Source organism: Faecalibacterium sp. i21-0019-B1, assembly GCF_042852915.1.
Taxonomy (GTDB): domain Bacteria; phylum Bacillota; class Clostridia; order Oscillospirales; family Ruminococcaceae; genus Faecalibacterium; species Faecalibacterium taiwanense.
This window is the reverse complement of sequence record NZ_AP031425.1, coordinates 358,516-382,571: the sequence shown is the minus strand read 5'-3', so window position 1 is coordinate 382,571 and position 24,056 is coordinate 358,516. Positions and strand designations below refer to the sequence as shown.

The window sequence follows — 24,056 nt, the reverse complement described above, 5'->3', positions numbered from 1 at the left end:
CTTAACATGTTTATTGTATCATTTTGGCGTGGGAAGTCAACGACAATGGCACAAAAATGATGTGTTTTCCTGAACTTTCTTTTCATTTTTTGTGGTTATATACAACTAACCACCGTATTTTTCTTCCTGTATCCGGTGTTTGCCTTTGCATGCGGATTATGCTATACTAAGGGCAACCAAAAACTGCGGAACGTCCCCCGCTCCGCGCCAGACTTACCAAGGAGGCTTGAAACGATGAAGGTTCTCAAAGCACTGCTCGCCGTCCTCACTGCTCTGGCGGTGGCCCTGACCGCCGCGCTGCTGTTCATTCAGGATAAGAACGCACCCCGTTATATCCAGATCTACGAGAACGAGCAGTAACACCCGTCTTGCACAAAAAGCATCCCCCAGCCTGAACGGCATGTGCCGCCCGGGCTGGGGGATGTGTTGTTTTATGGCATACAAAAAACACCGCCGTGTCTCCCTCAGCGGTGTTTTTAAGCAAAATATTCCTTTTAGTAATCTTTTTCGCAGCCCAGCAGGTATTTCATGTGCTCAAAGGTGCGGTCATGCCCAAGGTCACGCACCATTTTCAGCAGTTCTTCCAGCAGGGCACGGGTCTCCGGGTGGAGCAGGTAGTGGGTCTTGCTGCGCTCGTAGTATTCCCACGGGGAAGCATCGGTGTACCTGTCGCCCAGATAGATCTGGCTTGCAGCCACGCGGTCGCACACCATTTCGCACACATAGCGCAGGGGCATCTTCATGCCGGCAAGGCCCACCTTCCGGGTGCTGTAGTCGATCCAGTATTCCAGATGGTGCTTGTTGCGGCCCTTGTGGTGCAGCCACGCGGAGGAATAGCCCCGCGCCAGACGTTCCGCTTCGTTGGGGCTGTGGTCACCCTGATAATAGATGCAGCCCGGAATAAACTCGGTAGGGCTGTACTTGCTCAGGTCGTGGGCAAGGCCCTGCTCATAGAGCCCGCAGGCAAAGCAGTATTTCATCACCAGCAGCTTGTGCCGGGTGATGGTCTCAAAATGGCCCTTGATGTTCATTTGGTGTTCCTCCTAATAACCCTCTCAGCCATCGCTGCGCGATGCCAGCTCCCCCGAAGGGGGAGCTTTTTCCCTGCGAATCGGCAAGTTTTTCCTGCAAACAGAAGGTTTTCTTTTCCTCCACAGCGCATAAAGCTCCCCCTTTCGGGGGAGCTGGCGCACGTCAGTGCGCCTGAGAGGGCGAGGCATCTCCCCTCCACTGCACCGTGATACGTCCCTCTTTCAGCCCGCGCAGATCATTGCTTTCAGAAAAATCCTCCCGGTCCATGGTCAGGTTGGGGTTGTAGTAGGGGTCGTGCAGGATGTTCGCCTTGCCGTGCACAGCATACAGCCGCTGCTGCTCGGCGGCAAAGCGCCGGGCTTTCACCGGGTCTTTTTCGTCGCCGCCGCGGCTCTTGCTCTCGTAATGGGTCAGCTGAGCATAGGGTGTCCACGCAATGCGGTACCCTGCATCCCGCACCCGCAGACAGAAATCCACATCGTTGAAGGCCACCGCAAAGGCTTCGTCCAGACCGCCCACTTCGTCCCACACGCTGGTCTTTACCAGCAGGCAGGCACCGGTGACGGCGGAAAAGTCCTGCACCGTTGCAGCGCGGAACATGTAGCCGCTGCCGCCCGCCTTGCGGTATTTGTGGCTGTGGCCCGCGTAGCCGCCAAGGCCGGTCACGACGCCCGCATGCTGCAACGTCTCGTCCGGGTAGAGCAGCTCCGCGCCGCAGATGGCCGCGCCGCCGGGGTGGGCGCACTGCCGCAAAAGCTCCGTGAGCCAATCCGCATTGCGCACCTCCACGTCGTTGTTCAGCAGCAGCAGGTAATCCCCGCTGGCGTACTGCCGACCAAAGTTGTTGATGCCGGAAAAGTTGAAGCCCTTCTGCGGGTAGTTGACCACCTGCAGGCCGTCGTAGCGCTGCCGGGCTTCCTTATAATAGGTAAAGGTCGCCGGGTCGGTGGAGTTGTTCTCGATGACGATAACCTCAAAGTTCTCCCAGCTGGTTTTGGTCCAGATGCTGTGCAGGCACTTTTCCAGATCGTCGGTGTGGTCCTTGTTCGGGATGAGGATGCTCACCTTCGGGTCGCCCACGATATCCCACTTCACCCGGTAGGTACTGGGGAACAGGCCGTCCTCCACGGTGCCGGTGCGCCCGGTGCGGGCCAGATGGTCGGCCAGCACCTTTTTGGCTGCTGCCGCCACATAGGGCTTGGCATCGGTGCCGCCGGAGGTGGAGCCTGCGTGCACCCGCCAGTAGTACAGCACCTGCGGCACATGGGCCGCGCCGCTGGTCTTTTCCACAAGGCGCAGAAACAGGTCGTGGTCCTGACTGCCGTCGCACTCCGGCCGCTCCCCGCCGATCTCATCCCACAGCGCCTTTTGGAACACCGCCAAGTGGCAGATGTAGTTGCAGCACAGCAGGTAGTCCGGGGCGTAATCCGGCTTGAAGTGGGCCACCATGGGCCGCTGGATGCTCTTGGAAAAGAGTGCTTCATCGCTGTAGAGGAAGCCGTCCGGCTCGCCCTGCGCCCGCAGCTGCAGAATGGCTTTGCCCATGGTGTACATGGCGTGGGGCGCAAGGATATCATCGTGGTCGGCAAGGGCCAGATATTCCCCTGCGGCAAGCTCTGCCGCAGCATTGGTGTTGGCCGCAATGCCTTTGTTTTCGATCTTTTTGTATACGATGCGTTGATTCTTTGTCTGATATTCCTCCACGATGCGCTTCACATCGGCATGTTCTGCATCGGAAGCATCCGCAAGGCAGAGCTGACCGTTGGGGGCCGTCTGGTTCACAAAGGAATCCAGAAATTCCCGCAGGTATTTTTCCGGTGTATTATACAGCGGAGTCAGGATGCTGATGGTGGGCAGGCCGCAGTCTGCCGCCGTTTTGCCGGCCATTTCGGCCCGCTGGGCTTCCAGCACCTTTTTGGCGGGCAGATAGCGGGCACGCTTGCCAAAGCAGCGGCGCTTGACAAAGCCCGCGCCCCGTTTGAGCATGGTGGGCAGGCCCTCGTCCTTCGTCAGCTGCACCGCATAGCCTGCCAGTTCTCTGGCGCGTTTCAGTCGTACATTCATATCAGGCCTCGCCGCGCTGCGTTGCCTTGTAGGCCGCGCAAACCGTTGCCGTATCGCCGTTCATTTTCAGGTGGCCGTGGCTCAGCCATGCCACCTTGCTGCACATGCGCTCGATCTGCTCAATGGAGTGAGACACCAGAATGACCGTGGTGCCGCCCGCCATCAGCTCCTGCATCCGCTTTTCGCACTTCTGCTGGAACAGGAAATCGCCCACCGAAAGCACCTCGTCCGCAATGAGGATATCGGGCTTGGTGATGGTGGCAATGGCAAAGCCGATGCGGGCCACCATGCCGGAGGAGTAGTTCTTGAGCGGCACATCCAGAAAGTTCTGCAGCTCGCTGAACTCCACGATCTCATCAAACTTTTCGTCCAGATACTTGGGCGAGAAGCCCAGCACCGTGCCGTTCAGGTAGATGTTCTCGCGGGCAGTCAGGTCCATATCAAAGCCCGCGCCCAGCTCGATGAGCGGGGCGATGGAGCCGCGGACCGTCACCTTGCCCTTGCTGGGCTTGTACACGCCCGCAATGGTCTTGAGCAGGGTGGACTTGCCCGAGCCGTTCAGGCCCACAAGGCCATAGAAATCGCCGGGCATGATGTCCAGACTCACGTCCTTGAGGGCGTAAAATTCATCGTACTGCAGGCGGCCCTGCACCATGGCAAGGAAGTATTCCTTCAGGCTCTCATGCTTTTCCTTGGAGAGGTTGAAGCACATGGAAACATTGTCCACTTTGATGATCGGTTCCATTGTTCTTCCTCCTTAAATATGCAGCACAAAGCGGTCCTGCGTTTTGCGGAATACCCACACGCCCACCAGCATGGAGAGCACGGCGCAGCAGCCGCACACCGCGAACATGTTGAAATCCAGCGGGATGCCCCACATCACGGTACGGCGGAAGCCTGTGATGTACCAGTACATGGGATTCAGCTTGATGATCTGCTGCATGTTGAACCCGCCGATGGAAAAGGTCATCTGGGTGGGGTCGTAGAAGATGGCGGAAAAATACAGCAATGCGGTGATGAACACGCTCCAGATGTGCATGATATCCCGGAAGAACACGGTAGCCGCTGCCAGAAGCAGGCCCACGCCCAGACTGAAGAAGAACAGCGTCACCAGCGGGTAGACCGCCTCGATGAGGGTCAGGTGGAAGGGTGCACCGGTAAAGATCATGACCAGCAGCAGCGCCACAAAGCTGAACACGCAGTTCACCATGGCAAAGCAGCACTTTTCCAGCGGGAAGATATACTTGGGGATATACACCTTTTTGAGCAGGGGCGCAGCGCCCAGCACACTGCTCATGCCGGTGGAGGTGGCCTCGTTGAAGAAGTTGAACAGCAGCTGGCCGCACATCAGGAACACGGCAAAGTTGTCGATGCCGCTGCCGCGCATGTCCATCAGACTGCTGAACACGGCCCAGTACACAAGGCACATGAGCAGCGGGTTCAGAACGCTCCACACCACGCCCAGCACGCTGCGGCGGTATTTGAGCTTGAAGTCACAGCTGACGAGGTTCCACAGCAGATAGCGGTAGCACCAGAAGCCGTTCCACATTGCTTTGAATTTTGCCACAGGCGATCACCACTTTTCAAAATATTCAAACTTCTGTGCAGCAAAGGGCTCGTGCAGCTTGTCCTTTGCGCTGGTCTTGTGCTCGCAGCCGCAGTCCGGCCACTGCACGTTCACGGTGGGGTCATCGTAGGGGATGCCGCCCTCGCTGGTGGGGTCGTACACATCGGTGCACTTGTAGCAGAACTCTGCCACATCGCTCAGCACCAGAAAACCGTGTGCAAAGCCCTCCGGGATGTAGAACATCTTCTTGTTTTCCTCGGAAAGGGTCACGCCCACCCACTTACCGAAGGTGGCGCTGTGGGGGCGGCAATCCACGGCCACATCGAACACCTCGCCCTTGGTCACGCGCACCAGCTTGCCCTGCGTGTGCTCCTTCTGGAAGTGCAGGCCGCGCAGCACGCCGCGGGTGGAGCGGCTCTGGTTGTCCTGCACGAATTCCTTATCGATGCCGGCTTCGGCAAACTGATCCTTCTGATAGGTCTCCATAAAATAGCCGCGGTCGTCGCCGAACACCTGCGGCTCAATGACCACAACACCGGGGATCTCGGTCTGAGTAAACGTAAACTTGCCCATATTTTGTACCTCTCTTTTGTGAAGCATGTTTGTTTTATCTGGAAAAGTCTGTTCGACGCAGGCTTTTGCGCTTATTTGCCGCGGCGGGTCTGTCCCTGTTCCGTGCGCGTTCTGCGGCGTTTCTTCCGCCAAGTGATGAACCGCACCACCAGAAAAGTCACCAGCGCTGCCGCTGCGGTGGACCCCAGCGAGATGCCCAGCAGCCAGAATGCATGGCTTTGGGGCTTTACCGCCTTGGCCGCTTCCAACTCCTGACCGGTGCTGTTCTCCAGCAGTTCAGGCAGGCCGGAAATCTCCGCATCCACACGCACGCTGGTGCTCTCCTGCTTTTCGCCGCCGTGGACGGTGTACACAGCGTACACCTCCGGGTCGGAGCCAAGGACATAGCTTTCCGGCAGTTCCAGCGTCACCTCCACATCGTCGGCAGTCAGGCCGTTGGCCAGCAGCAGCCGCACGCCGGGGTCGGAGACGGTCACGGTGCCAAGGCTCCCGCCGCCGCCCACCACGCTCAGCGGTGCTGTGATGCCCTGCGCGGGCAGGTCGGTGTAGCCGGTAAAGGTGCTGAACGCATAATCCAGCAGGGTGCGCATATCGTTGTATTTATCAGTGCTCAGCTCGCTCTGCATGGTCACGCAGATGAGCCGGACGCCGTTCTGCTCCGCCAGACAGGCGTAGCTGTAGCGGGCCGTGTTGGTATAACCGAGCTTGGAACCCAGAATGGACGAGATGTAGTACCGGCTGGAGCCAATGCGCATTTTGTCCTGCTGGGAAAAGTAGCGGGTCACGGGCTGGATGTTGGTGGGGTCCATGGTGTACATCTCATTGCGGGTGAACACCTGCTCAAAGCCCGGCTGCTCCAGTGCCCAGCGCAGGATCTGCGCCATATCGTAGCAGCTGGTGTAGTGGTCCTCGTCGCTGATGCCGTGGGGGTTTGCAAAGTGGGTGTGCGCAAGGCCCAGCTCTTCTACCCGCGCATTCATCTTTGCCACGCCGTCCGCGATGGTGCCCTCTCCCACATATTCGGCCAGCAGGTTCGCGCCGTCGTTGGCACTGGCCATCTGGGTGGCATACAGCGCATCGGTCAGGGGCACTTCTTCGCCCTCGCGCAGGGCAATGTGACTGGAATCGGTGCCTGCCAGCGAGTAAACATCCTCGTGGGTCACGGTGAGCTTTATATCATCCCAGTTCCCCTGCGCCTTTTCGCAGGCAAGGCCCAGCGTCATCACCTTGGTGATGGATGCCGGGTGCAGCTCTTCGTTCATATTCTGCTGTGCCAGCACAAGGCCGGTGTCTGCATCGATGATGCAGTAAGCGCGGGTGGCACCAAGGGCAGGGCCAGCCGCCGCTGCCCCCGGCACGAACACGCAGATCATAAGCAGCACAACGCACAGCGCCGCTGTCAGTTTTTTCATCTGGTTTTTCTCCATTGAGCGTTTTTCTGCCCGTCGTACTGCACCGGCAAAGCATCAAATTCAGTATACCACATTTTGTCCCGGCTGAAAAGCCATTCAGACGTTGTTTTGCAGCAGAACGGGCTGCAGCTGCAGCCCGGCCAGCGCAGCGTCCAGTGCAGCGGGCAGACGGGCAAAGTCCGCCTTCAGGCTGTTGGGCTTGTGGATGGGGTCATCCTGCCCGTAGGGCACAAAATAGTAATGCTTGCGTTGGTAGAGCCGGGCCATGTTCTCCCCCGATGCGCCCAGCCCGTCGTTTGTGGAAACGCCCACCACCACCGGGCATCCCACCCGCAAAAGGCTTTTTGCCGCCAGCGTTACCGGCGTATCGGAAATGCCTGCCGCAAGCCGTGCCAGCGTGGCCCCGGTGCAGGGCGCAATCACCAGTGCACTGACCAGCTTTTTAGGGCCAAGCGGCTCCACGGCCTGCAACGTGTCCAACACTGCATGGCCGGTAAGGGCTTCCAGCCGTTCCTGCCAGAACTGCCCGGTGCCAAAGCGGGTATCCTGCTTTGCGGCAAAGCTCATGATGGGCAGCAGCTCCCAGCCCTGTTCTGTCAGCTGCTGCGCTGCCGCAAGCGCCGCTTCCAGTGTGCAGAAGCTGCCGCACACTGCAAATGCAATGCGTCCTTTTTTCTGCGTTCTCATATGTGTTCCTCCCGCTCCCGCAAAATGGTCAGCACGGTGCGTGCCACCGCTTCCCCAGCCGTGTCCGGTGCACAGGCGGCGGGCAGGCTGAGCGCATGGATGGCCTTGCAGCCCAGCCGCTGCGCCGCAGCAAAGTCGGTGCCGCCGGGCTTTGATGCCAGATCTACGATCAGGCTGCCGGGCCGCAGAGCCGCCAGCACCGGCTCGGTCAGCACCGGGGCCGGGATGGTGTTCACCACCGTATCAAAGGCCGGAGCCAGCGCGGCCAGCCGGGCAAGCTCTGCACCCCGCAGACCAAGGCTCTCGGCCAGCGCACGCTGTTCGGCGCGCCGGGCACAAACAGTCACATTTACCCCCAGTGCCGCCAGCCGCGCCCCCAGCGCCTGCCCCACCGGGCCAAAGCCCAGCAGCAGAAGGTTTGTGCCCCACAGGGTACGGGTGCGCTCGGCCAGCAGGATGCCAATGCAGCCCTCCGCCGTAGGGATGGCATTGTACACCGTCAGCTCCGGTCGGGCAAAGTAATCCACCAGCTCCACGCCAGCTTTCTGTGCGATGGTCTTTGCCTGAACTGAGAGCCTGCCGCCCAGTGCCACCGCGCCGGGTTTTGCAGCCCGCAGCAGCTCTGCCAGCGGGGTGCGGGCCGCATCCAGCGGCAGAGGCAGCAGGATATAATCTGCCAGTGCAACCTGTTCGGCTCCGCCCACCGCATAACCTGCTTGTTCCAGCACCCGGCCTGCCGCCGCCTGCCGGGCATCGGTGCCCACCACCGCAAACAGCTTTTTCGCTTCCATGCCGCATCCCCCTTTGCCTGCTCGTGGGCCATCCTATGCAGGAGAAATATTTGTTGTGAAAAAACTCCTCCAGCTTTCGCCGGAGGAGTTTTTTATCACGATTATAGAATGCGCCGCCCTGACATCCGGCACATCTTTTATTTTACGAACTTTGCCACAGCACGGGCTACGATGCCGCCCAGAATGCCGGAGACAAGGAACTCGGCCACGCCCTGCACGCCGACCAGCAGCACCACGAACATGAAGGGGTTCGCAGCGCCCTTGACGGACACCAGGTTCTGCACGTAGTCACAGCCGTAGAAGGCCAGCACGATCCAGCCCATGAAGAACACCGTATTCAGGAAGGGTGCGCTCATGGCGCTGAGGATGTAGCTCCAGGTGCCGGGCTTGTCAAAGCGCTTCAGGCCGCTGAAGATCAGGCCGCAGCACAGGCCCATCAACACGCGCATGCCCACGCACAGGATAAAGGTGTTCACAGGGCTCACCTGAAACAGCGCACCCGTCATAGCGGAAGCACCGGTGATGGCATCGTAGAAGCTCACTGCGCCGAACACACCGCCCAGCAGTGCGCCCACAGCGGGGCCCATGGTGATGGCACCCACTGCAATGGGAAGGGTCAGGAAGCTCATGTACAGCGGGCCCACAGGCACACTGCCCAGACCCACCATCTTCATGACCAGCTCAATGGCAACCAGCAGCGCCACACGGGTAAGAGTTTTCGTATTTTTCATATTCAGTTTTCCTCCTGCTGCCGTTCCGCCCTATACGTCGGATACGGCGCAAACCTGCCCGCTCTATGCGGGTTTTAAAGTAAATATTCAAACAATTTGGAGCGCGTTTTTGTCAGGGCGTGTTCCAATGGGAAAGGCTTTTTCAGCGGTCGCACGGGAAGCGGATGCCCGCATTGCGGCGGGCCACCGTGAGCACACGGCTCACAGCGATGGTGGTATCCTGCATCCGGCCGCACAGCTCCTGATCTCCGCTCTCCAGCGCACGGGCAAAGGCTTCAAACTCTGCCGCCTGCCGGGGCCTGCCGCCATTCAGGTTATAGTGCTCTTCCTTGCCCTCGTTAGGGTGGAAGGTGATGCCGCCGCAGCAGTTGGCGGTGGACTTCTGCATGATATAGCCCTTCGTGCCCTGAATGATGTACCGGGCCGGGGCCGCGCAGTCCTTGGCGGCGATGCTCACGGCCTTGAAGCCGCTGTAATCCATGGTCAGGATGCCGCTGGTGTCGATGCCGCGCTCCATGTTGGCGGTATATTTGGCCTGATTCGGCTCCCCGAACAGGCCCACGATGTAGCTTACATTATATACGCCAAGATCCATCAGGGCACCGCCGGCACAGGCCGGGTCAAAGGCAGGCTGTACATCGCCTGCACAGAAGGCATCGTACCGGCTGGAATACTGGCTGAAATTGCACTGTACCAGCTTCACGGTGCCAATGCGGGGCAGCAGCTCCCGGATCTTTGCGTAGTTTTCAAGGTACTGGGTGGTGATGGCTTCAAACAGGAACACCTTTTTGTGCCGTGCCAGATTTACCAGTTCTTCCGTCTGGGCCGCCGTGGGTGCCAGCGGCTTTTCCACAATAACATGTTTGCCTGCTTCCAGCGCCACGCGGGCATAGCGCACATGCTGCAGGTTCGGCACTGCAATGTACACCACATCCACCCACTGCAGCAGTTCCAGAAAATTGGTGGTATGCTGCGGCACGCCGTACTGTCCGCAAAGGCTCTGAGCCAGCTCGGCGCTGCGCTCGGTGCTGCAGATGGCCTGCACCGTAAAAGGCGTGTGCTCTGCAAGCCATGGCAAAAATTCCCGCACGATCTTGCCCGTGCCAAGAATGCCTAATTTCATCTGATTTTTCTCCCCATCCTGTCGTTGGTCAGCCTACCAGCGCTTCCGGCTCGCGGCGGGTGCGCTTTTGGGGGTAGGTGCGCTGTTTTGCATGGCCGTGCTGGTTCTGCCGGCCATAGTGCCTGCCGCCGCCCGCACCGTGGTGCTGCGGCTGGGACGCATTGAGCTGGTACAAAAGGGCAAGTCCCTTCATCAGCAGCTCCGGGTCGTAGGTCAGCGGGTGGCGGCACAGCGGTGTCACATACTTTGCCAGCCCTCCTGTTACCACCAGAGTGACCGGACGGCCAAGCTCTTCCTCAATGCGCTGCACCATGCCGTCAATGAGCACAGCCGTGCCCATCACGGAGCCGGACAGCATGCATTTTTCGGTGTTGGTGCCAATGGCGCTTTTGGGCGAGCCAAGATGCACCTGCGGCAGCTGGGCACAGCGGTCGCCCAGTGCCCGCAGCCCGGTGGAAAGCCCCGGGCAGATGACACCGCCCCGGAACACGCGGTTCTCGTCCACCACATTAAAGGTCGTGGCAGTGCCAAGGTCCACCGTGACCACCGGCAGCGGAAAATTCGCCGCCGCATAAGCCGCATCCACAAGGCGATCCTTGCCCACAGCGTGGGGTTCATCCACGCCCATGGTCAGTCCGGTTCGGATCTCCGGCGAGACGATGACCGGCTTCCTGCCCGTATAATGGCGGGCGCACTCAGCCAGTGCCCCGGTGATCTGGGGCACCACGCTGGTGAGCACAGCGCCCTCAAAGCGCATGGGGCGCTCAGGATGGCGGCGGTGCGCAAAAATTTTATCCATTTCGACACGATATTCTGCAGCCGTGCGGGTGCGCACCGTGTCCATGCGCGCCACAAAGCATACACGTCCGTCCCGAATGCCCCCAAGGGCGACGGTGGTGTTGCCTATATCAATGGCTAAGATCATAATTCTGTTTTCCCTTTATAACGCGGCAGTATCCGGCAGGACGGCGGAGAAAGCTCCCCGATGGCCTGCCCCTCACCGCAGTCTGTCTATTCTTTGTCAAGCTGTATTTTACCGCATTTTGTTCCCAATTACAAGCCTGTACAAAGATTTTGTTGTGCTGGCGGAACTTTTGCATTATACTAAGGTAAGAAATGTGGAAACAGTACGTTTTTGCAGGAGGTTTTACCAATGGATCTGAACGGAAAATGCGTCCTTCTGGGCGTAAGCGGCGGCATTGCCGCCTATAAAATGGCCAACGTGGCCAGCGCACTGCGCAAGCTGGGAGCCGATGTGGAGGTCATCATGACCAAAAATGCGACCCAGTTCATCACCCCTGTTACATTTGAAACGCTTACCGGCCACAAGTGCATGGTGGATACCTTTGACCGGGATTTCAAGTTTGAAGTCACCCACATCTCGCTGGCAAAAAAAGCCGATGTGATCCTTGTCGCCCCGGCCACTGCCAACGTCATCGCCAAGATGGCCCACGGCATCGCCGATGATATGCTCACCACCACAGTGCTGGCTGCAAAGTGCCCCAAGCTCGTTTCTCCGGCCATGAATACCGGAATGCTGGAAAACCCCATTACGCAGGATAATATCGCCACGCTGGAACGCTACGGCTTCACGGTGATCCCCTCCGAGAGCGGCGTGCTGGCCTGCAAGGATGTTGGCAGCGGCCGTCTGCCTAAGGAAGATGTGCTGATCGAGTATATCCTGCATGCCATTGCCCGGCCCAAAGATCTTGCCGGTCTGCGCATTGCCGTCACCGCCGGCCCCACGCAGGAGCCGCTGGACCCGGTGCGCTACCTCACCAACCATTCCACCGGCAAGATGGGCTATGCCCTTGCCCGTGCCGCCGCCATGCGCGGCGCGGATGTCACCCTTATCCACGGCGAGACTGCCCTGCAGCCGGTCAAGTTTACCACCGATGTGCCCGTGACCACTGCTCAGCAGATGTACGAAGCCGTCACCAGCCGCTTTGATGCTACGGATGTGCTCATTATGGCCGCTGCCGTGGCCGACTACCGCCCCGCTGCCGTGGCAAACGACAAGATCAAAAAAAAGGACGGCGACATGTCCATCCCTCTGGAACGCACGCCGGATATTCTGGGCACCATCGGCCCCAAAAAGACCCACCAGTTCCTGTGCGGTTTTTCCATGGAGACCCGCGATCTTGTGGAGAACTCCTCTGCAAAGCTGACCAAAAAGAATCTGGACATGGTGGTTGCCAACAACCTGAAAGTGGCCGGTGCCGGTTTTGGCGTGGACACCAATGTAGTCACCCTCATTACCCCGGACGGCACCCGTGAGCTGCCGCTGATGAGCAAGGCCGATGTGGCCGATGCCATTCTGGATGAAATTTTAAAACGCCGCTCCCAGTGAGAAAAAGTGGCTGTTGCATGTGCAACAGCCACTTTTTTATTTTTCCTTCCGTGCAAACACGATGCCAATGGTACCCGGGCCGGAATAGCCGCCGATGGTGGTGCCGATGTCTGTCTCGTGGCATTCCTTGAAGCTGCCGTATTTCTTCAGCCCCGCCTTCACTGCGTCCATGCAGCCGGGCTTCGGCTGGCAGGAGGAGATGAACACAAGGCTGTCCTCGATGTCGTCGCGTTCCACCAGACGGTCGGTGATGTACTTGCCCACGCAGATGGGCAGGCTGCCGCGGTATTTTTTGACTACCTTCAGTTCGCCGTCGATCACTTCCAGTGCGGGCTTGATGCCCAGCAGGTTTGCCCCGAAGGCCAGCACACCGGAGCAGCGGCCGCTCTTGGCCATAAAGTCCAGCCGGTCCAGTACAAAGCTCAGCTCTACCCGTTTGGCAAGGCTCTGCAGCCGTATCGTAATGTTGCGAGGGGGCAGGCCATCTGCAGCCCACTTGGCCGCTTTCAGCACCAGATAGCCCTGCCCGGTACAGATATTCTGGCTGTCCACCACATAGACATTCTCGAATTCGCCTGCCGCCAGCTTCGCATTCTGGAAGCAGGACGAAAGCTTGCTGCTGACCGAAATATGGATCACCGCATCGCACTCTTTGGCAAACGGCTCAAAAAATTCGGTATATTCCACCAGATTTGCGGCGGCGGATTTGGGCATTTTGCCGCCCGCATTCACATAGGCAAACACATCTGCCGGGTGGATCGTTACGCCGTCCAGATAGCTATCCTCGCCCATCAGAATGTGCATGGGCATCAGGGCAATGTCCCACTGTGCCAAAAGCTCTTCGGACAGGTCGCAGGTGCTGTCCGCTGTGATCTTGATTCTCACATTATTTCTCCTTTTATAAAACCGTTCTGCATCCTCTGTCGGCCGCACCAACGATCCCTTAAAAAATTGTCCTTTTCTATTTTACCACAGATGATTCAAAGTTGTTAAGTATTTTGTAAAGGCAAATGTAAATCTTTTATGAAGAAGTTCCCGGTTTCGGTTTTCTTGTACACTTATCACAAATTCCGAATTGGATTTATGGTTCTTTCCGAAAATTCGGGTTTACCTGTTTATTTTGTCCGCCAAAAATTATATAATAAGATGTATCCTAATAGAATGGATTGAATCGGTCTGCTCTGCGGCCGTTATTTATTTGGAGGTTGCCTTATATGTTCATGTACACCGATTACAACCAGCACCTGCTGGACAATGTAAAAAAGATCCACTTCATCGGCTGCGGCGGCAGCGGCATGTATCCGCTCATCCAGATCCTTGCCGCAAAAGGCTACGAGATCTCCGGCAGCGATGTGCTGGATGGCAGTATCATCCGCTACGAGCGTGAGATGGGTGTCAAGGTCAGCCTGGGTCACAGCGCCGATAATGTGATCGGCACCGACATGGTGGTCTACTCTGCCGCCATTTCCAAAGATAACGTGGAGCTGAATGCCGCTGCCTCCTACGGCATCCCCACCATCGAGCGCAGCGTTCTGCTGGGTTACGTGAGCCGCCTGTACAAACAGAGCATCTGCGTCTCCGGCACTCACGGAAAAACCACCACCACTTCCATGATCACCACTGCGCTGGAGTTGGCAGGCCGCGACCCGTCTGCCGTCATCGGCGGCAAGCTTCCGCTGATCAATGGCTACGGCAAGGCTGGCAAGGGCGACGATATCGTAATTGAGTCCTGTGAATTTGCCGAGACCTTCCTGAAACTGACCCCGTACCTGTCCGTTGTGCTGAACATCGACAATGACCATCTGGATTACTACGGCAGCATGGGCGAACTGAAATTCGCCTTCAAGCGCTTTGCCCTGATGACCAAGTTCATGATCTTTGCCAATGCGGACGACAAGAACACCATGGATGTCATGTACACGCTGGACCGCCGCGTGCGCACCTTCGGCATCCAGAACGACGGCGATTATCAGGCATTGAACGTGAACGAATACAAACCCGGCTTCTTTGAGTTCGACCTGAAGGAGTGGAACAAGGTCACCGGCCATATCCGTCTGGCTGTGCCCGGCTACCACAACATTTACAATGCGCTTGCCATGTGCGCCGTCTGCCGCTTCGTCGGTCTGACCGTGGAGCAGTGCGCCGATGCCGCCCTGAATTTCAAGGGTGCCGGCCGCCGCTTTGAGGTCTACGGCGAGTGTAACGGCGCTTTGGTCGTGGACGATTATGCACATCATCCCACCGAGCTGCGCGCTACCCTGAACACTGCCAAGGAGATGGGCTACAAGCGTCTGATCGCCGTCCACCAGCCGTTTACATACAGCCGCACCAAGATGCTGTTCAACGACTTTGTGGATGTGCTCAAGATCCCCGACATCACGGTGCTCACTCCCATCATGGGCAGCCGTGAGCCCAACGATCCCACCATTACCAGTGCAAAACTGGCCGCTCAGATCCCCGGCTCTGTTCTGGTGAACAGTCTGGAGGAGGCCGCCGAGTGGGTCAAGCAGAACGCCCGGGAGGGCGATCTGGTCATCACCCTCGGCTGCGGCGACATCTACAAGGCCAGCAAGATGATGGTGGCCGACAACCAGTAAAGAATCTGCTATACAAAAAGAGGAACGACAGCTGTCGTTCCTCTTTTTTTCGTTGATCCGGGTCAGTTCCGCGAGCACTTTTCCGCGTCGATGGCCAACACGAACATCAGCACATAAAGCGCATCCTTCGGGTCGGTGATGTCCAGAACGTAGGTGTCCGTCCAGTGGAACGGTTCCTTGGACACGGCAGCCACCGTGCCGCCGTCCGGGCCGGTGATGGTATAGTCCCACTCGAATACATCGCCCTCCACATGCCAGCCGTTGAAGTCGATGTTGTACTTCGGCTTGAAGAAGGTCAGCTCCTTTTTCAGGGTACCGATGCAGGTCTCGCCCTCGTACAGCTCAAACTTGGGCAGCCAGGTCAGGATCTCTTCCTTGACGGTGCCCAGCTCCTGCTGTTCTTCCGGGTCGTAGATCTTCAGGCAGTGCCCCCAGGACAGCTGCCCCTTGACCACATACACGGTGTTTTCGTTTTCGTCGTAGATGTCGTAGCTGTCAAACCAGCTGAATGCACGCTGTCTAAAAAGCAGTTTCATCTTCCTCACCTCACTCGGAATACGATTTGGGACGTCCTTTTCGTGCGGTTCTTCCGCTTTTTTCCATCATACCAGATTCTGCCTCATCGTGCAATCCCGAAGCAGCCCCGCCCGGAACATTCTCCGGGCGGGGCTGCCGTTTGCCGTTCAGTTTTCTACGATTCGGCATGTTTTGTCATTCTTTTTCGTTTTGTATTTCAGTGGTGTCTGCACTTCGGCGCGGATCTTGCCAAGATAGGTGCGGGTCTGCTCTGCGCCCTGCAAAATAGACTCCACCTGCGTTTTCTGCTCTGCGGTCAGGCCGTCATCCTCTGCCAGCAGCTCCGCGTTGCCCTCAATGATGGTCAGCGGCGTTTTCAGCTTGTGGGACAGCTGAATGATCCGCTCCCGCTGCCGCTGCTCCATGGCCCACTGCTTCTGTAAGCTGCCGGTCAGTGCATCGCCCATGGTCTGCAATGCCTGCAAAGCGCTCTCGTACTCCCGCACCTTCGCGCCGGAAAACACCGCGCTGTCCAGCTCCTTCCGTGCCACCGCCTGCGCTGCGGCGGTCAGCTTTTCGGTCTCCCGGGTCAGGAAGCGCCCTGTCCTGTGGGTGCTCCACACCACTGCCCCTATCAGCAGCAGAATGCCCAGAATGCAGTGCACGGTCTGCATATCCGGCAGCACGCCCCGCAGCGCAGGGTCGGAGTAGGGCACGGCATAGTCAAATTGCAGCAGGCAAACCGTTCCGTCCTGCAATTTTGATGTCATATAATACTGCGTGTAGCCAAAATGCCAGCGGGTTTTCCCCTGTCGGTTCTCCATTGCCCGCTGCAAGTGCCCGGCATCCATGTTGGTGGCCAGCACCTCGCTGCTGTCCGGCGCGGCAAACAGGGCGTAACGGCACAAGGAGTCCAGCTGCGTCTCGTCAAAAGTAGCGGCGGTCATGCCTGGCAAAACGTCCTGTGCGGCTTTCTGACAGGCCTGTGCAGCTTGATTCGCGGGAAGAAACAGCCCGCCGTTCTGGATCCACAGCATCAGCAGCACCGCCGCTACGCCGAACCACTCGTAGTAGTCGGTGAACATCTGCGTCCACACAAAATCCGCCTGTCTGCAAAGCATCCCAAAGGTCGGCACAAAATCACATAGGAAAATGAGCACGGCCCATGCCGTCAGCTGTACGCGGCGATGCCCCCGCAGGGCATACAGCAGCACACCGCCCAGCAAAAAGCTCCAGCCGCCGTCCGTGATGGTTGTCCACATGGGCAGCGGGCTTGTAATGACAAAGGCCACGATCGTTGAAGCAATGGGCATCTCCTGTACCCCGGGGAAGAGCAGCAGAAATACTACCACCACATACGGCCAGCACAAAACGGCGGCAATGGCGCCAATGCCCTTTGCGAATTTTTTCTCCCGCAGCCAGTCAATGCCCTGCCAGACGATGCACAGCAGCACAAAATCCTGAAAAATAGCATTCTGCGGGTAGAAGCCATCCCCGCGCCGGAAGGCCTTGGCGTAAATCATAAAAAATTCCAGCGCCGCCATGGCTGCGCCGATAGCCCAGATGCGGATAAAATACCGCCTGCGGTCATGGGTATGGGCAAAGCCCTCTACCGTGCAGAACAGAAACAGCGGCGCACTGAGCCGCCCCAGCATACTGAACACCGTCGGGATGCAGCCGGTGAACTCGAAGAAATAATGAATGTGATCCAGTACCATCAGCACCAGTGCAATGGTCTTGAGCTGGGTACCGTCCAGCCCTTTTTTCGTCAATTTTTCCATACAGGCTCTCCTTTCCTTGTGCATTCAGTGTAACAGGAAAATCTGTAGAAAGTATAAGTTTCTGCCTTTATGATACTATTTTTTGCCCCAAAACGCAAACAAAAAAGCCCTAAGACTTTCATCTCAGAGCTTTCTGTTCAAGTCGGCGACTACCTATTTTCACGCGCCGTTTCCAGCGAACTATCTTCGGCACAAGTGAGCTTAACTTCTGTGTTCGGAATGGGAACAGGTGGAACCTCACCGTCATCGACACCGACCGATCTGACTGAACCAGTATAACATGTTTGTTGTACTTTGTCCAGTGTTTCTTAGAAGGACGTGCCTTCAAAACTGAATAATCACTGCTTACATTTTTTCGTTGACTCTCAGAGTCTCAAGCGAATTGTGGTCAAGCCCTCGACCTATTAGTACACGCTTGCTGAATGGATCGCTCCACTTACACATCGTGCCTATCAACCTTGTAGTCTTCAAGGGGTCTTACTTGTTTGAAACAATGGGATATCTTATCTTTGGGTCGGCTTCACGCTTAGATGCTTTCAGCGTTTATCCGATCCGTACATAGTTGCCCAGCTATGCTCTTGGCAGAACAACTGGTGCGCCAGAGGTACGTCCGCTCCGGTCCTCTCGTACTAGGAACAGCTCCCATCAAATATCCTGCGCCCACGACAGATAGGGACCGAACTGTCTCACGACGTTCTGAACCCAGCTCGCGTACCGCTTTAATTGGCGAACAGCCAAACCCTTGGGACCGAATACAGCCCCAGGATGCGATGAGCCGACATCGAGGTGCCAAACCTCCCCGTCGATGTGGACTCTTGGGGGAGATCAGCCTGTTATCCCCAGGGTAACTTTTATCCGTTGAGCGATGGCATTTCCACTCACATACCACCGGATCACTAACTCCAACTTTCGTTACTGCTCGACCCGTCAGTCTCGCAGTTAGGCTCGCTTCTGCGTTTGCACTCTTTTGCTTGATTTCCGTTCAAGCTGAGCGAACCTTTGAACGCCTCCGTTACTCTTTAGGAGGCGACCGCCCCAGTCAAACTGCCCACCTAACAATGTCCCCCGCCTTGATTCAAAGGCGCAGGTTAGAATTCCAATATCGCAAGGATGGTATCCCAACGGCCACTCCACAAGCGCCAAAGCACCTGCTTCCCAGTGTCCCATCTATCCTGTGCATGCAACATCGAAACCCAATATTAGGCTACAGTAAAGCTCCATGGGGTCTTTCCGTCTTGTCGCGGGTAACCGGCATCTTCACCGGTACTACAATTTCGCCGGGCGGGCTGTTGAGACAGTGCCCAAATCATTACGCCTTTCATGCGGGTCAGAACTTACCTGACAAGGAATTTCGCTACCTTAGGACCGTTATAGTTACGGCCGCCGTTCACTGGGGCTTCGATTCAATGCTTGCACATCTCCTCTTAACCTTCCAGCACCGGGCAGGCGTCAGCTCGTATACGTCATCTTTCGATTTAGCACAAACCTGTGTTTTTGGTAAACAGTTGCTTGGGCCGATTCTCTGCGGCTGCATTGCTGCAGCACCCCTTCTCCCGAAGTTACGGGGTCAATTTGCCGAGTTCCTTAACAACCCTTCTCCCGTTGGCCTTAGAATCTTCTTCCTACCTACCTGTGTCGGTTTGCGGTACGGGCACCGCAGAAATTCACACAGCTTTTCTCGCCATCTTCCATCCCGGACTTCGGTACTAACTTCCCTCGATCGCTACCGGAACCAACACCCGGCTCCGAGACTTCATATGTGTCCCTGTGCTTAACTCTTTTGGTGGTGACGGAATCTCTACCGTCTGTGCATCGGCTACGCCGTTAGGCCTCACCTTAGCTCCCGACTAACCTGGAGCGGACGAACCTTCCTCCAGAAACCTGAGGCTTTCGGCCATGCAGATTCTCACTGCATTCGCGCTACTCATTCCGGCATTCTCACTTCTATACACTCCACAGCCGCTTGCGCTACTGTTTCACCGCGTATACAACGCTCCCCTACCCAATACATTGCTGTATTGCCTAAGCTTCGGTGTCAGGTTTAGCCCCGTTAAATTCTCCGCGCAAAGACGCTCGACCAGTGAGCTATTACGCACTCTTTGAATGAGTGGCTGCTTCTGAGCCAACATCCTGGTTGTCTACGTATCTTCACATCGTTTTCCACTTAACCTGACTTTGGGACCTTAGCTGTAGATCTGGGCTGTTTCCCTTTTGACAATGACATTTATCTGACACTGTCTGACTCCCAAGCATCAATACTCTGGCATTCTGAGTTTGATAAGCTTCGCTAACCTCTCGGCCGCTAGGCTATTCAGTGCTTTACCTCCAGGTATCTAACTTGAGGCTAGTCCTAAAACTATTTCGGGGAGAACCAGCTATCTCCGGGTTCGATTGGAATTTCTCCGCTACCCACAGTTCATCCGCCGCCTTTTCAACGGAGGTCGGTTCGGTCCTCCATGGAATTTTACTTCCACTTCAACCTGACCATGGGTAGGTCACCCGGTTTCGGGCCCATTATATGCAACTTAACGCCCTTTTCAAACTCGCTTTCGCTTCGGCTCCAGACCTTAAGTCCTTAACCTTGCTGCATACAATCGCTCGCCGGACCGTTCTACAAAAAGTACCCTATCACGCTTTGACGCGCTCTAGGTGCTTGTAGGCACAGGGTTTCAGGTTCTTTTTCACTCCCCTCCCGGGGTGCTTTTCACCTTTCCTTCACAGTACTATACGCTATCGGTCACTGGGTAGTATTTAGGGTTGGAGGGTGGTCCCCCCGTATTCCGACCAGGTTTCACGTGTCTGGCCGTACTCTGGAATTCGCTCGGCTCTTGTCGTTTTCACCTACGTGGTTCTCACACTCTCTGACCGGCCTTCCCATGCCGTTCGGTTAACAACTTAAGTCCTAAATGCGCTCCGTACCCCGAAAGTATTTCTACTCTCGGTTTGCCCTCTTCCGCGTTCGCTCGCCACTACTTACGGAATCTCGTTTGATGTCTCTTCCTCGCCCTACTTAGATGTTTCAGTTCAGGCGGTTCCCTCGATATACCTATTTTGAAGTTCAGTATAACGTACCTGAGTATGAACCCAGGTGAGTTTCCTCATTCAGAGATCTCCGGATCAATGCTTATTTGCAGCTCCCCGAAGCTTATCGCAGCTTATCACGTCTTTCATCGGCTCCCAGTGCCAAGGCATTCGCCCTGCGCCCTTGTTCGCTTGACCTTTCAAACGTTCTCTTGGAACATTTGGTATCCTCTTGATTCTCTCTTGCCAACGAAGATTATTGTTACCCTTCCTTTTGAAATTGCAATATTTCTTAAAAAGAACTTACTATAATCTTTGTTTCGCAGTTATTATTCAGTTTTCAAGGTACGTCTTTGAGTGTCCTTTTCAGGGCCCTCAAAATCGAACAATATCTACTCTTCTCGTTTGTTACCTGTCCGAAAGATCTCCATCTTCGATGTCGCTCTTTCGCCTGACTCCTTAGAAAGGAGGTGATCCAGCCGCAGGTTCTCCTACGGCTACCTTGTTACGACTTCACCCCAATCACCAGTTTTACCTTCGGCGGCGTCCTCCTTGCGGTTAGACTACCGACTTCGGGTCCCCCCGGCTCTCATGGTGTGACGGGCGGTGTGTACAAGGCCCGGGAACGTATTCACCGTGGCATGCTGATCCACGATTACTAGCAATTCCGACTTCGTGCAGGCGAGTTGCAGCCTGCAGTCCGAACTGGGACGTTGTTTCTGAGTTTTGCTCCACCTCGCGGTCTTGCTTCTCTTTGTTTAACGCCATTGTAGTACGTGTGTAGCCCAAGTCATAAAGGGCATGATGATTTGACGTCATCCCCACCTTCCTCCGTTTTGTCAACGGCAGTCTGGCCAGAGTCCTCTTGCGTAGTAACTGACCATAAGGGTTGCGCTCGTTGCGGGACTTAACCCAACATCTCACGACACGAGCTGACGACAACCATGCACCACCTGTCTCCTTGCTCCGAAGAGAAAACATATTTCTATGCCTGTCAAGGGATGTCAAGACTTGGTAAGGTTCTTCGCGTTGCGTCGAATTAAACCACATACTCCACTGCTTGTGCGGGCCCCCGTCAATTCCTTTGAGTTTCAACCTTGCGGTCGTACTCCCCAGGTGGATTACTTATTGTGTTAACTGCGGCACTGAAGGGGTCAATCCTCCAACACCTAGTAATCATCGTTTACGGTGTGGACTACCAGGGTATCTAATCCTGTTTGCTACCCACACTTTCGAGCCTCAGCGTCAGTTGGTGCCCAGTAGGCCGCCTTCGCCACTGGTGTTCCTCCCGATATCTACGCATTCCACCGCTACACCGGGAATTCCGCCTACCTCTGCACTACTCAAGAAAAACAGTTTTGAAAGCAGTTTATGGGTTGAGCCCATAGATTTCACTTCCAACTTGTCTTCCCGCCTGCGCTCCCTTTACACCCAGTAATTCCGGACAACGCTTGTGACCTACGTTTTACCGCGGCTGCTGGCACGTAGTTAGCCGTCACTTCCTTGTTGGGTACCGTCATTATCTTCCCCAACAACAGGAGTTTACAATCCGAAGACCTTCTTCCTCCACGCGGCGTCGCTGCATCAGGGTTTCCCCCATTGTGCAATATTCCCCACTGCTGCCTCCCGTAGGAGTCTGGGCCGTGTCTCAGTCCCAATGTGGCCGTTCAACCTCTCAGTCCGGCTACCGATCGTCGCCTTGGTGGGCCGTTACCTCACCAACTAGCTAATCGGACGCGAGGCCATCTCAAAGCGGATTACTCCTTTTCCCTCTGGTCGATGCCGACCCGTGGGCTTATGCGGTATTAGCAGTCGTTTCCAACTGTTGTCCCCCTCTTTGAGGCAGGTTCCTCACGCGTTACTCACCCGTTCGCCACTCGCTCGAGAAAGCAAGCTCTCTCTCGCTCGTTCGACTTGCATGTGTTAGGCGCGCCGCCAGCGTTCGTCCTGAGCCAGGATCAAACTCTTTATAAATGATATTTATCACTTAAAAGTGTTAAATCTTGTTCGCTCAGCACGCAATCGCTTGCGTCCTGTGTGAATTACTTTTGGAATTGTTTTTAGTGTTTTTCCAAACACTTAAAAGGTTCCTTGCAAGTTTTTCGATATTGTTCAATTTTCAAGGTCCTGTGCGCCTCAGCCTTGCGGCTGACGACCTGTTTATTGTACCACCGAAGTGGTTTTTTGTCAAGCCTTATTTTTTAGAAGCTTTTGAACTTTTTGAACTTGGACATCCAAAAAGTTTCTCAGAACAAACTGGAACTTTTCAGCGTCTATTGGTTCTTTTCAAAGGCTTCCTGCTGAGGCTCCGGAAGTCATTCTTTTGCCTCAGCGCTTGGCGCTCAAGTATAATACCACACCCCCGCCTCCTTGTCAACACTTTTTGACAGATTTTTTCCAATTTCTTTGCAGCGCAAAGATTCTTCCTGTTTTTCACCCGTTTCAAGGCGTGCCTTTTTCTTGACAAGGCTGCAGACAGAACGTATTATGGAGTCATCCCCGTATCCTGTATAAGGTAGCTATACTTATTACATAAAGGAGAAGCGCCATGTCCTGTGTCAACATCCGCGGCTGCTGCATCGGCGAGGGCCGCCCCAAAGTTATTATTCCTATTGTAGAGCCCACGGAAACCGCCGTTCTTGAAAAAGCCGCCGAGTTTTCCACATTGCGCGCCGATTGTGTGGAATGGCGCATCGATTGCTTTGAAGGTGCAAAAGACTATTCGGCCATTGTGCACTGCGCTGCAAAGCTTCGCGTCGCCTTGAAGGACAAACTGCTTCTTTTCACCTTCCGCACAAAGGCCGAGGGCGGCAAAGTCGCTCTGGCCCACGAAGAGTATCTTCATTTTATCCGCACCGTTCTTGCCACCGACTGCGCCGATCTGATCGACATTGAATTTTTCACTTCAGGCGCAGAGCTTCCCGCGCTGATCGAAGAAGCCCACACCGCCGGGGCTGCAGTGGTGTGTTCCAGCCACGACTTCCATAAAACGCCGCCGCGCGCCGAACTGGTGAGCCGCATGGTTGCCATGCAGCAGGCCGGGGCCGATCTGCCCAAACTGGCTGTGATGCCCCAGAGCCGTGCCGATGTGCTGGAGCTTCTGGCTGCCACCGCTGAAATGGCCGACCGGCATCCGGAGACTCCCATCATCACCATGAGCATGGGAGCTCTGGGCGCGGTGAGCCGCCTTTCCGGCGAAGCCATCGGTTCCGCCATGACCTTTGCCAATCCCGGGCAGGCCAGTGCACCGGGGCAGGTGTCGCTGGAGGTCGTAAACGAAGTATTGGATGCATTGCATTTGTAACCAACAAATCGGAAGTTGACAAAGGAGTTGAGCTGATATGAAAAAGAAAATCATCATATTGCTGTCTGTTGTGATAATTCTTTTGATGGGCATTGTTGTATGGTTTAATATTCCACTCGACTTGATGGACTTAGACCCTAATGAGGTCATGGAAATAGTTGTTTTCAATGGCAATAGCGGAAACGCAACACATATTACCGACAAAGAGCAGATTCAGCATATTGTCGAAAATTTGAATGGCGTCGAATTAAAGCGGTCAAAGCCGTCTTTGGGATATATGGGATATAGTTTCAAAGTTACTATTTATTTGTCTGATGGCAACGAGGCAGGCGATTGGAATAATTTTATTATCAATTCAGATGATACAATTAGAAAAGATCCATTTTTCTATTCTGTTACAAAGGGAAATATTGATTACAGCTATATTGAAGGTATCGTAGAATAACAAAAATTCCAGTTTGTCGCACATCCTGCCTAAAACACAAACCGGAACGATCTTCCCTTTTT

The 24,056-nt window shown here is 55.8% G+C and carries 19 protein-coding genes and 3 rRNA genes; 5 read left to right on the top strand and 17 right to left on the bottom strand.

Features of this window, described 5'->3' with window-relative positions; all coding sequences use genetic code 11:
- The first annotated feature begins 234 nt into the window (after positions 1-234).
- A complete protein-coding gene (locus ACGHP1_RS01825) occupies positions 235-360 on the top strand; it encodes a hypothetical protein (RefSeq protein WP_005943878.1) in 126 nt (41 codons plus the stop codon).
- Positions 361-494: 134 nt separating this feature from the next.
- On the opposite strand, the gene ACGHP1_RS01820 is transcribed toward ACGHP1_RS01825, so the two are convergent.
- The 11 genes from ACGHP1_RS01820 to ACGHP1_RS01770 form a co-directional block, all read right to left on the bottom strand.
- Positions 495-1,031: a DUF5662 family protein gene (locus tag ACGHP1_RS01820; RefSeq protein WP_390507410.1), complete on the bottom strand. Its 537-nt coding sequence runs from the start codon at positions 1,029-1,031 to the stop codon at positions 495-497.
- A gap of 163 nt (positions 1,032-1,194) precedes the next feature.
- Positions 1,195-3,096, bottom strand: coding sequence for a glycosyltransferase (locus ACGHP1_RS01815; RefSeq protein WP_390507408.1), 1,902 nt, complete (start codon positions 3,094-3,096; stop codon positions 1,195-1,197).
- A 1-nt stretch (position 3,097) separates the two neighbouring features.
- The gene (locus tag ACGHP1_RS01810; RefSeq protein ID WP_005943870.1) at positions 3,098-3,841 is read right to left on the bottom strand and encodes an ABC transporter ATP-binding protein; all 744 of its coding nucleotides are present in this window, start codon (positions 3,839-3,841) and stop codon (positions 3,098-3,100) included.
- Between the two features lie 12 nt (positions 3,842-3,853).
- Entirely contained in the window at positions 3,854-4,663 is an 810-nt protein-coding gene (locus ACGHP1_RS01805) for an ABC transporter permease (protein WP_390507406.1), read from the bottom strand.
- Positions 4,664-4,669: 6 nt separating this feature from the next.
- Positions 4,670-5,236, bottom strand: a complete 567-nt coding sequence (gene rfbC / locus ACGHP1_RS01800; protein WP_097777386.1) for a dTDP-4-dehydrorhamnose 3,5-epimerase — start codon at positions 5,234-5,236, stop codon at positions 4,670-4,672.
- Positions 5,237-5,307: 71 nt separating this feature from the next.
- Positions 5,308-6,648 (bottom strand): D-alanyl-D-alanine carboxypeptidase family protein, encoded by a 1,341-nt coding sequence (locus tag ACGHP1_RS01795; RefSeq protein WP_294648618.1) that lies wholly within the window; start codon positions 6,646-6,648, stop codon positions 5,308-5,310.
- A 96-nt stretch (positions 6,649-6,744) separates the two neighbouring features.
- Entirely contained in the window at positions 6,745-7,335 is a 591-nt protein-coding gene (locus ACGHP1_RS01790) for a dipicolinate synthase subunit B (protein ID WP_390507403.1), read from the bottom strand.
- Entirely contained in the window at positions 7,332-8,126 is a 795-nt protein-coding gene (locus tag ACGHP1_RS01785) for an NAD(P)-dependent oxidoreductase (RefSeq protein ID WP_390507401.1), read from the bottom strand. The genes ACGHP1_RS01790 and ACGHP1_RS01785 overlap by 4 nt, the downstream gene beginning before the upstream one ends.
- 137 nt (positions 8,127-8,263) lie before the next feature.
- Positions 8,264-8,857, bottom strand: a complete 594-nt coding sequence (locus ACGHP1_RS01780; RefSeq protein WP_005943857.1) for an ECF transporter S component — start codon at positions 8,855-8,857, stop codon at positions 8,264-8,266.
- Between the two features lie 142 nt (positions 8,858-8,999).
- Complete coding sequence (locus ACGHP1_RS01775; protein ID WP_332375874.1) at positions 9,000-9,980, bottom strand: Gfo/Idh/MocA family oxidoreductase; 981 nt, start codon at positions 9,978-9,980, stop codon at positions 9,000-9,002.
- Positions 9,981-10,008: 28 nt separating this feature from the next.
- On the bottom strand, positions 10,009-10,905 hold the full coding sequence (locus ACGHP1_RS01770; RefSeq protein WP_390507399.1) for a type III pantothenate kinase: 897 nt from the start codon (positions 10,903-10,905) through the stop codon (positions 10,009-10,011).
- A gap of 228 nt (positions 10,906-11,133) precedes the next feature.
- Between ACGHP1_RS01770 and coaBC the strand changes: the two genes are divergently transcribed.
- Positions 11,134-12,330: a bifunctional phosphopantothenoylcysteine decarboxylase/phosphopantothenate--cysteine ligase CoaBC gene (coaBC, locus tag ACGHP1_RS01765; RefSeq protein ID WP_097774290.1), complete on the top strand. Its 1,197-nt coding sequence runs from the start codon at positions 11,134-11,136 to the stop codon at positions 12,328-12,330.
- Between the two features lie 36 nt (positions 12,331-12,366).
- On the opposite strand, the gene ACGHP1_RS01760 is transcribed toward coaBC, so the two are convergent.
- Positions 12,367-13,215 (bottom strand): DegV family protein, encoded by an 849-nt coding sequence (locus tag ACGHP1_RS01760; protein WP_390507397.1) that lies wholly within the window; start codon positions 13,213-13,215, stop codon positions 12,367-12,369.
- Positions 13,216-13,544: 329 nt separating this feature from the next.
- Between ACGHP1_RS01760 and murC the strand changes: the two genes are divergently transcribed.
- Entirely contained in the window at positions 13,545-14,927 is a 1,383-nt protein-coding gene (gene murC, locus ACGHP1_RS01755; protein WP_294648621.1) for a UDP-N-acetylmuramate--L-alanine ligase, read from the top strand.
- Positions 14,928-14,989: 62 nt separating this feature from the next.
- Here the strand turns inward: murC and ACGHP1_RS01750 are convergent, their stop codons facing one another.
- The 5 genes from ACGHP1_RS01750 to ACGHP1_RS01730 form a co-directional block, all read right to left on the bottom strand.
- Entirely contained in the window at positions 14,990-15,463 is a 474-nt protein-coding gene (locus tag ACGHP1_RS01750; RefSeq protein ID WP_005943839.1) for an LURP-one-related/scramblase family protein, read from the bottom strand.
- Between the two features lie 147 nt (positions 15,464-15,610).
- On the bottom strand, positions 15,611-17,224 hold the full coding sequence (locus ACGHP1_RS01745) for a TraX family protein (protein ID WP_390507394.1): 1,614 nt from the start codon (positions 17,222-17,224) through the stop codon (positions 15,611-15,613).
- Positions 17,225-17,364: 140 nt separating this feature from the next.
- Positions 17,365-17,481, bottom strand: a 5S ribosomal RNA gene (rrf, locus tag ACGHP1_RS01740).
- A 127-nt stretch (positions 17,482-17,608) separates the two neighbouring features.
- Positions 17,609-20,443 (bottom strand): 23S ribosomal RNA (locus ACGHP1_RS01735).
- Positions 20,444-20,708: 265 nt separating this feature from the next.
- A 16S ribosomal RNA gene (locus tag ACGHP1_RS01730) occupies positions 20,709-22,219 on the bottom strand.
- Together the 16S, 23S and 5S rRNA genes form the textbook arrangement of a ribosomal RNA operon.
- A gap of 574 nt (positions 22,220-22,793) precedes the next feature.
- Here ACGHP1_RS01730 and aroD point away from each other — a divergent pair.
- Both aroD and ACGHP1_RS01720 read left to right on the top strand, forming a co-directional pair.
- Entirely contained in the window at positions 22,794-23,549 is a 756-nt protein-coding gene (gene aroD / locus ACGHP1_RS01725) for a type I 3-dehydroquinate dehydratase (protein WP_390507392.1), read from the top strand.
- 37 nt (positions 23,550-23,586) lie between these two features.
- Positions 23,587-23,994 (top strand): hypothetical protein, encoded by a 408-nt coding sequence (locus ACGHP1_RS01720; RefSeq protein WP_097781243.1) that lies wholly within the window; start codon positions 23,587-23,589, stop codon positions 23,992-23,994.
- The last annotated feature ends 62 nt before the right edge of the window (positions 23,995-24,056 follow it).

Bases quoted from the DNA above. Each gene is read 5' to 3' on its own strand.
- ACGHP1_RS01825 (WP_005943878.1), top strand. From the start codon at position 235: ATGAAGGTTCTCAAAGCACTGCTCGCCGTCCTCACTGCTCTGGCGGTG.
- ACGHP1_RS01820 (WP_390507410.1), bottom strand. From the start codon at position 1,031: ATGAACATCAAGGGCCATTTTGAGACCATCACCCGGCACAAGCTGCTG.
- ACGHP1_RS01815 (WP_390507408.1), bottom strand. From the start codon at position 3,096: ATGAATGTACGACTGAAACGCGCCAGAGAACTGGCAGGCTATGCGGTG.
- ACGHP1_RS01810 (WP_005943870.1), bottom strand. From the start codon at position 3,841: ATGGAACCGATCATCAAAGTGGACAATGTTTCCATGTGCTTCAACCTC.
- rfbC (WP_097777386.1), bottom strand. From the start codon at position 5,236: ATGGGCAAGTTTACGTTTACTCAGACCGAGATCCCCGGTGTTGTGGTC.
- ACGHP1_RS01795 (WP_294648618.1), bottom strand. From the start codon at position 6,648: ATGAAAAAACTGACAGCGGCGCTGTGCGTTGTGCTGCTTATGATCTGC.
- ACGHP1_RS01790 (WP_390507403.1), bottom strand. From the start codon at position 7,335: ATGAGAACGCAGAAAAAAGGACGCATTGCATTTGCAGTGTGCGGCAGC.
- ACGHP1_RS01785 (WP_390507401.1), bottom strand. From the start codon at position 8,126: ATGGAAGCGAAAAAGCTGTTTGCGGTGGTGGGCACCGATGCCCGGCAG.
- ACGHP1_RS01780 (WP_005943857.1), bottom strand. From the start codon at position 8,857: ATGAAAAATACGAAAACTCTTACCCGTGTGGCGCTGCTGGTTGCCATT.
- ACGHP1_RS01775 (WP_332375874.1), bottom strand. From the start codon at position 9,980: ATGAAATTAGGCATTCTTGGCACGGGCAAGATCGTGCGGGAATTTTTG.
- ACGHP1_RS01770 (WP_390507399.1), bottom strand. From the start codon at position 10,905: ATGATCTTAGCCATTGATATAGGCAACACCACCGTCGCCCTTGGGGGC.
- coaBC (WP_097774290.1), top strand. From the start codon at position 11,134: ATGGATCTGAACGGAAAATGCGTCCTTCTGGGCGTAAGCGGCGGCATT.
- murC (WP_294648621.1), top strand. From the start codon at position 13,545: ATGTTCATGTACACCGATTACAACCAGCACCTGCTGGACAATGTAAAA.
- ACGHP1_RS01750 (WP_005943839.1), bottom strand. From the start codon at position 15,463: ATGAAACTGCTTTTTAGACAGCGTGCATTCAGCTGGTTTGACAGCTAC.
- ACGHP1_RS01745 (WP_390507394.1), bottom strand. From the start codon at position 17,224: ATGGAAAAATTGACGAAAAAAGGGCTGGACGGTACCCAGCTCAAGACC.
- aroD (WP_390507392.1), top strand. From the start codon at position 22,794: ATGTCCTGTGTCAACATCCGCGGCTGCTGCATCGGCGAGGGCCGCCCC.
- ACGHP1_RS01720 (WP_097781243.1), top strand. From the start codon at position 23,587: ATGAAAAAGAAAATCATCATATTGCTGTCTGTTGTGATAATTCTTTTG.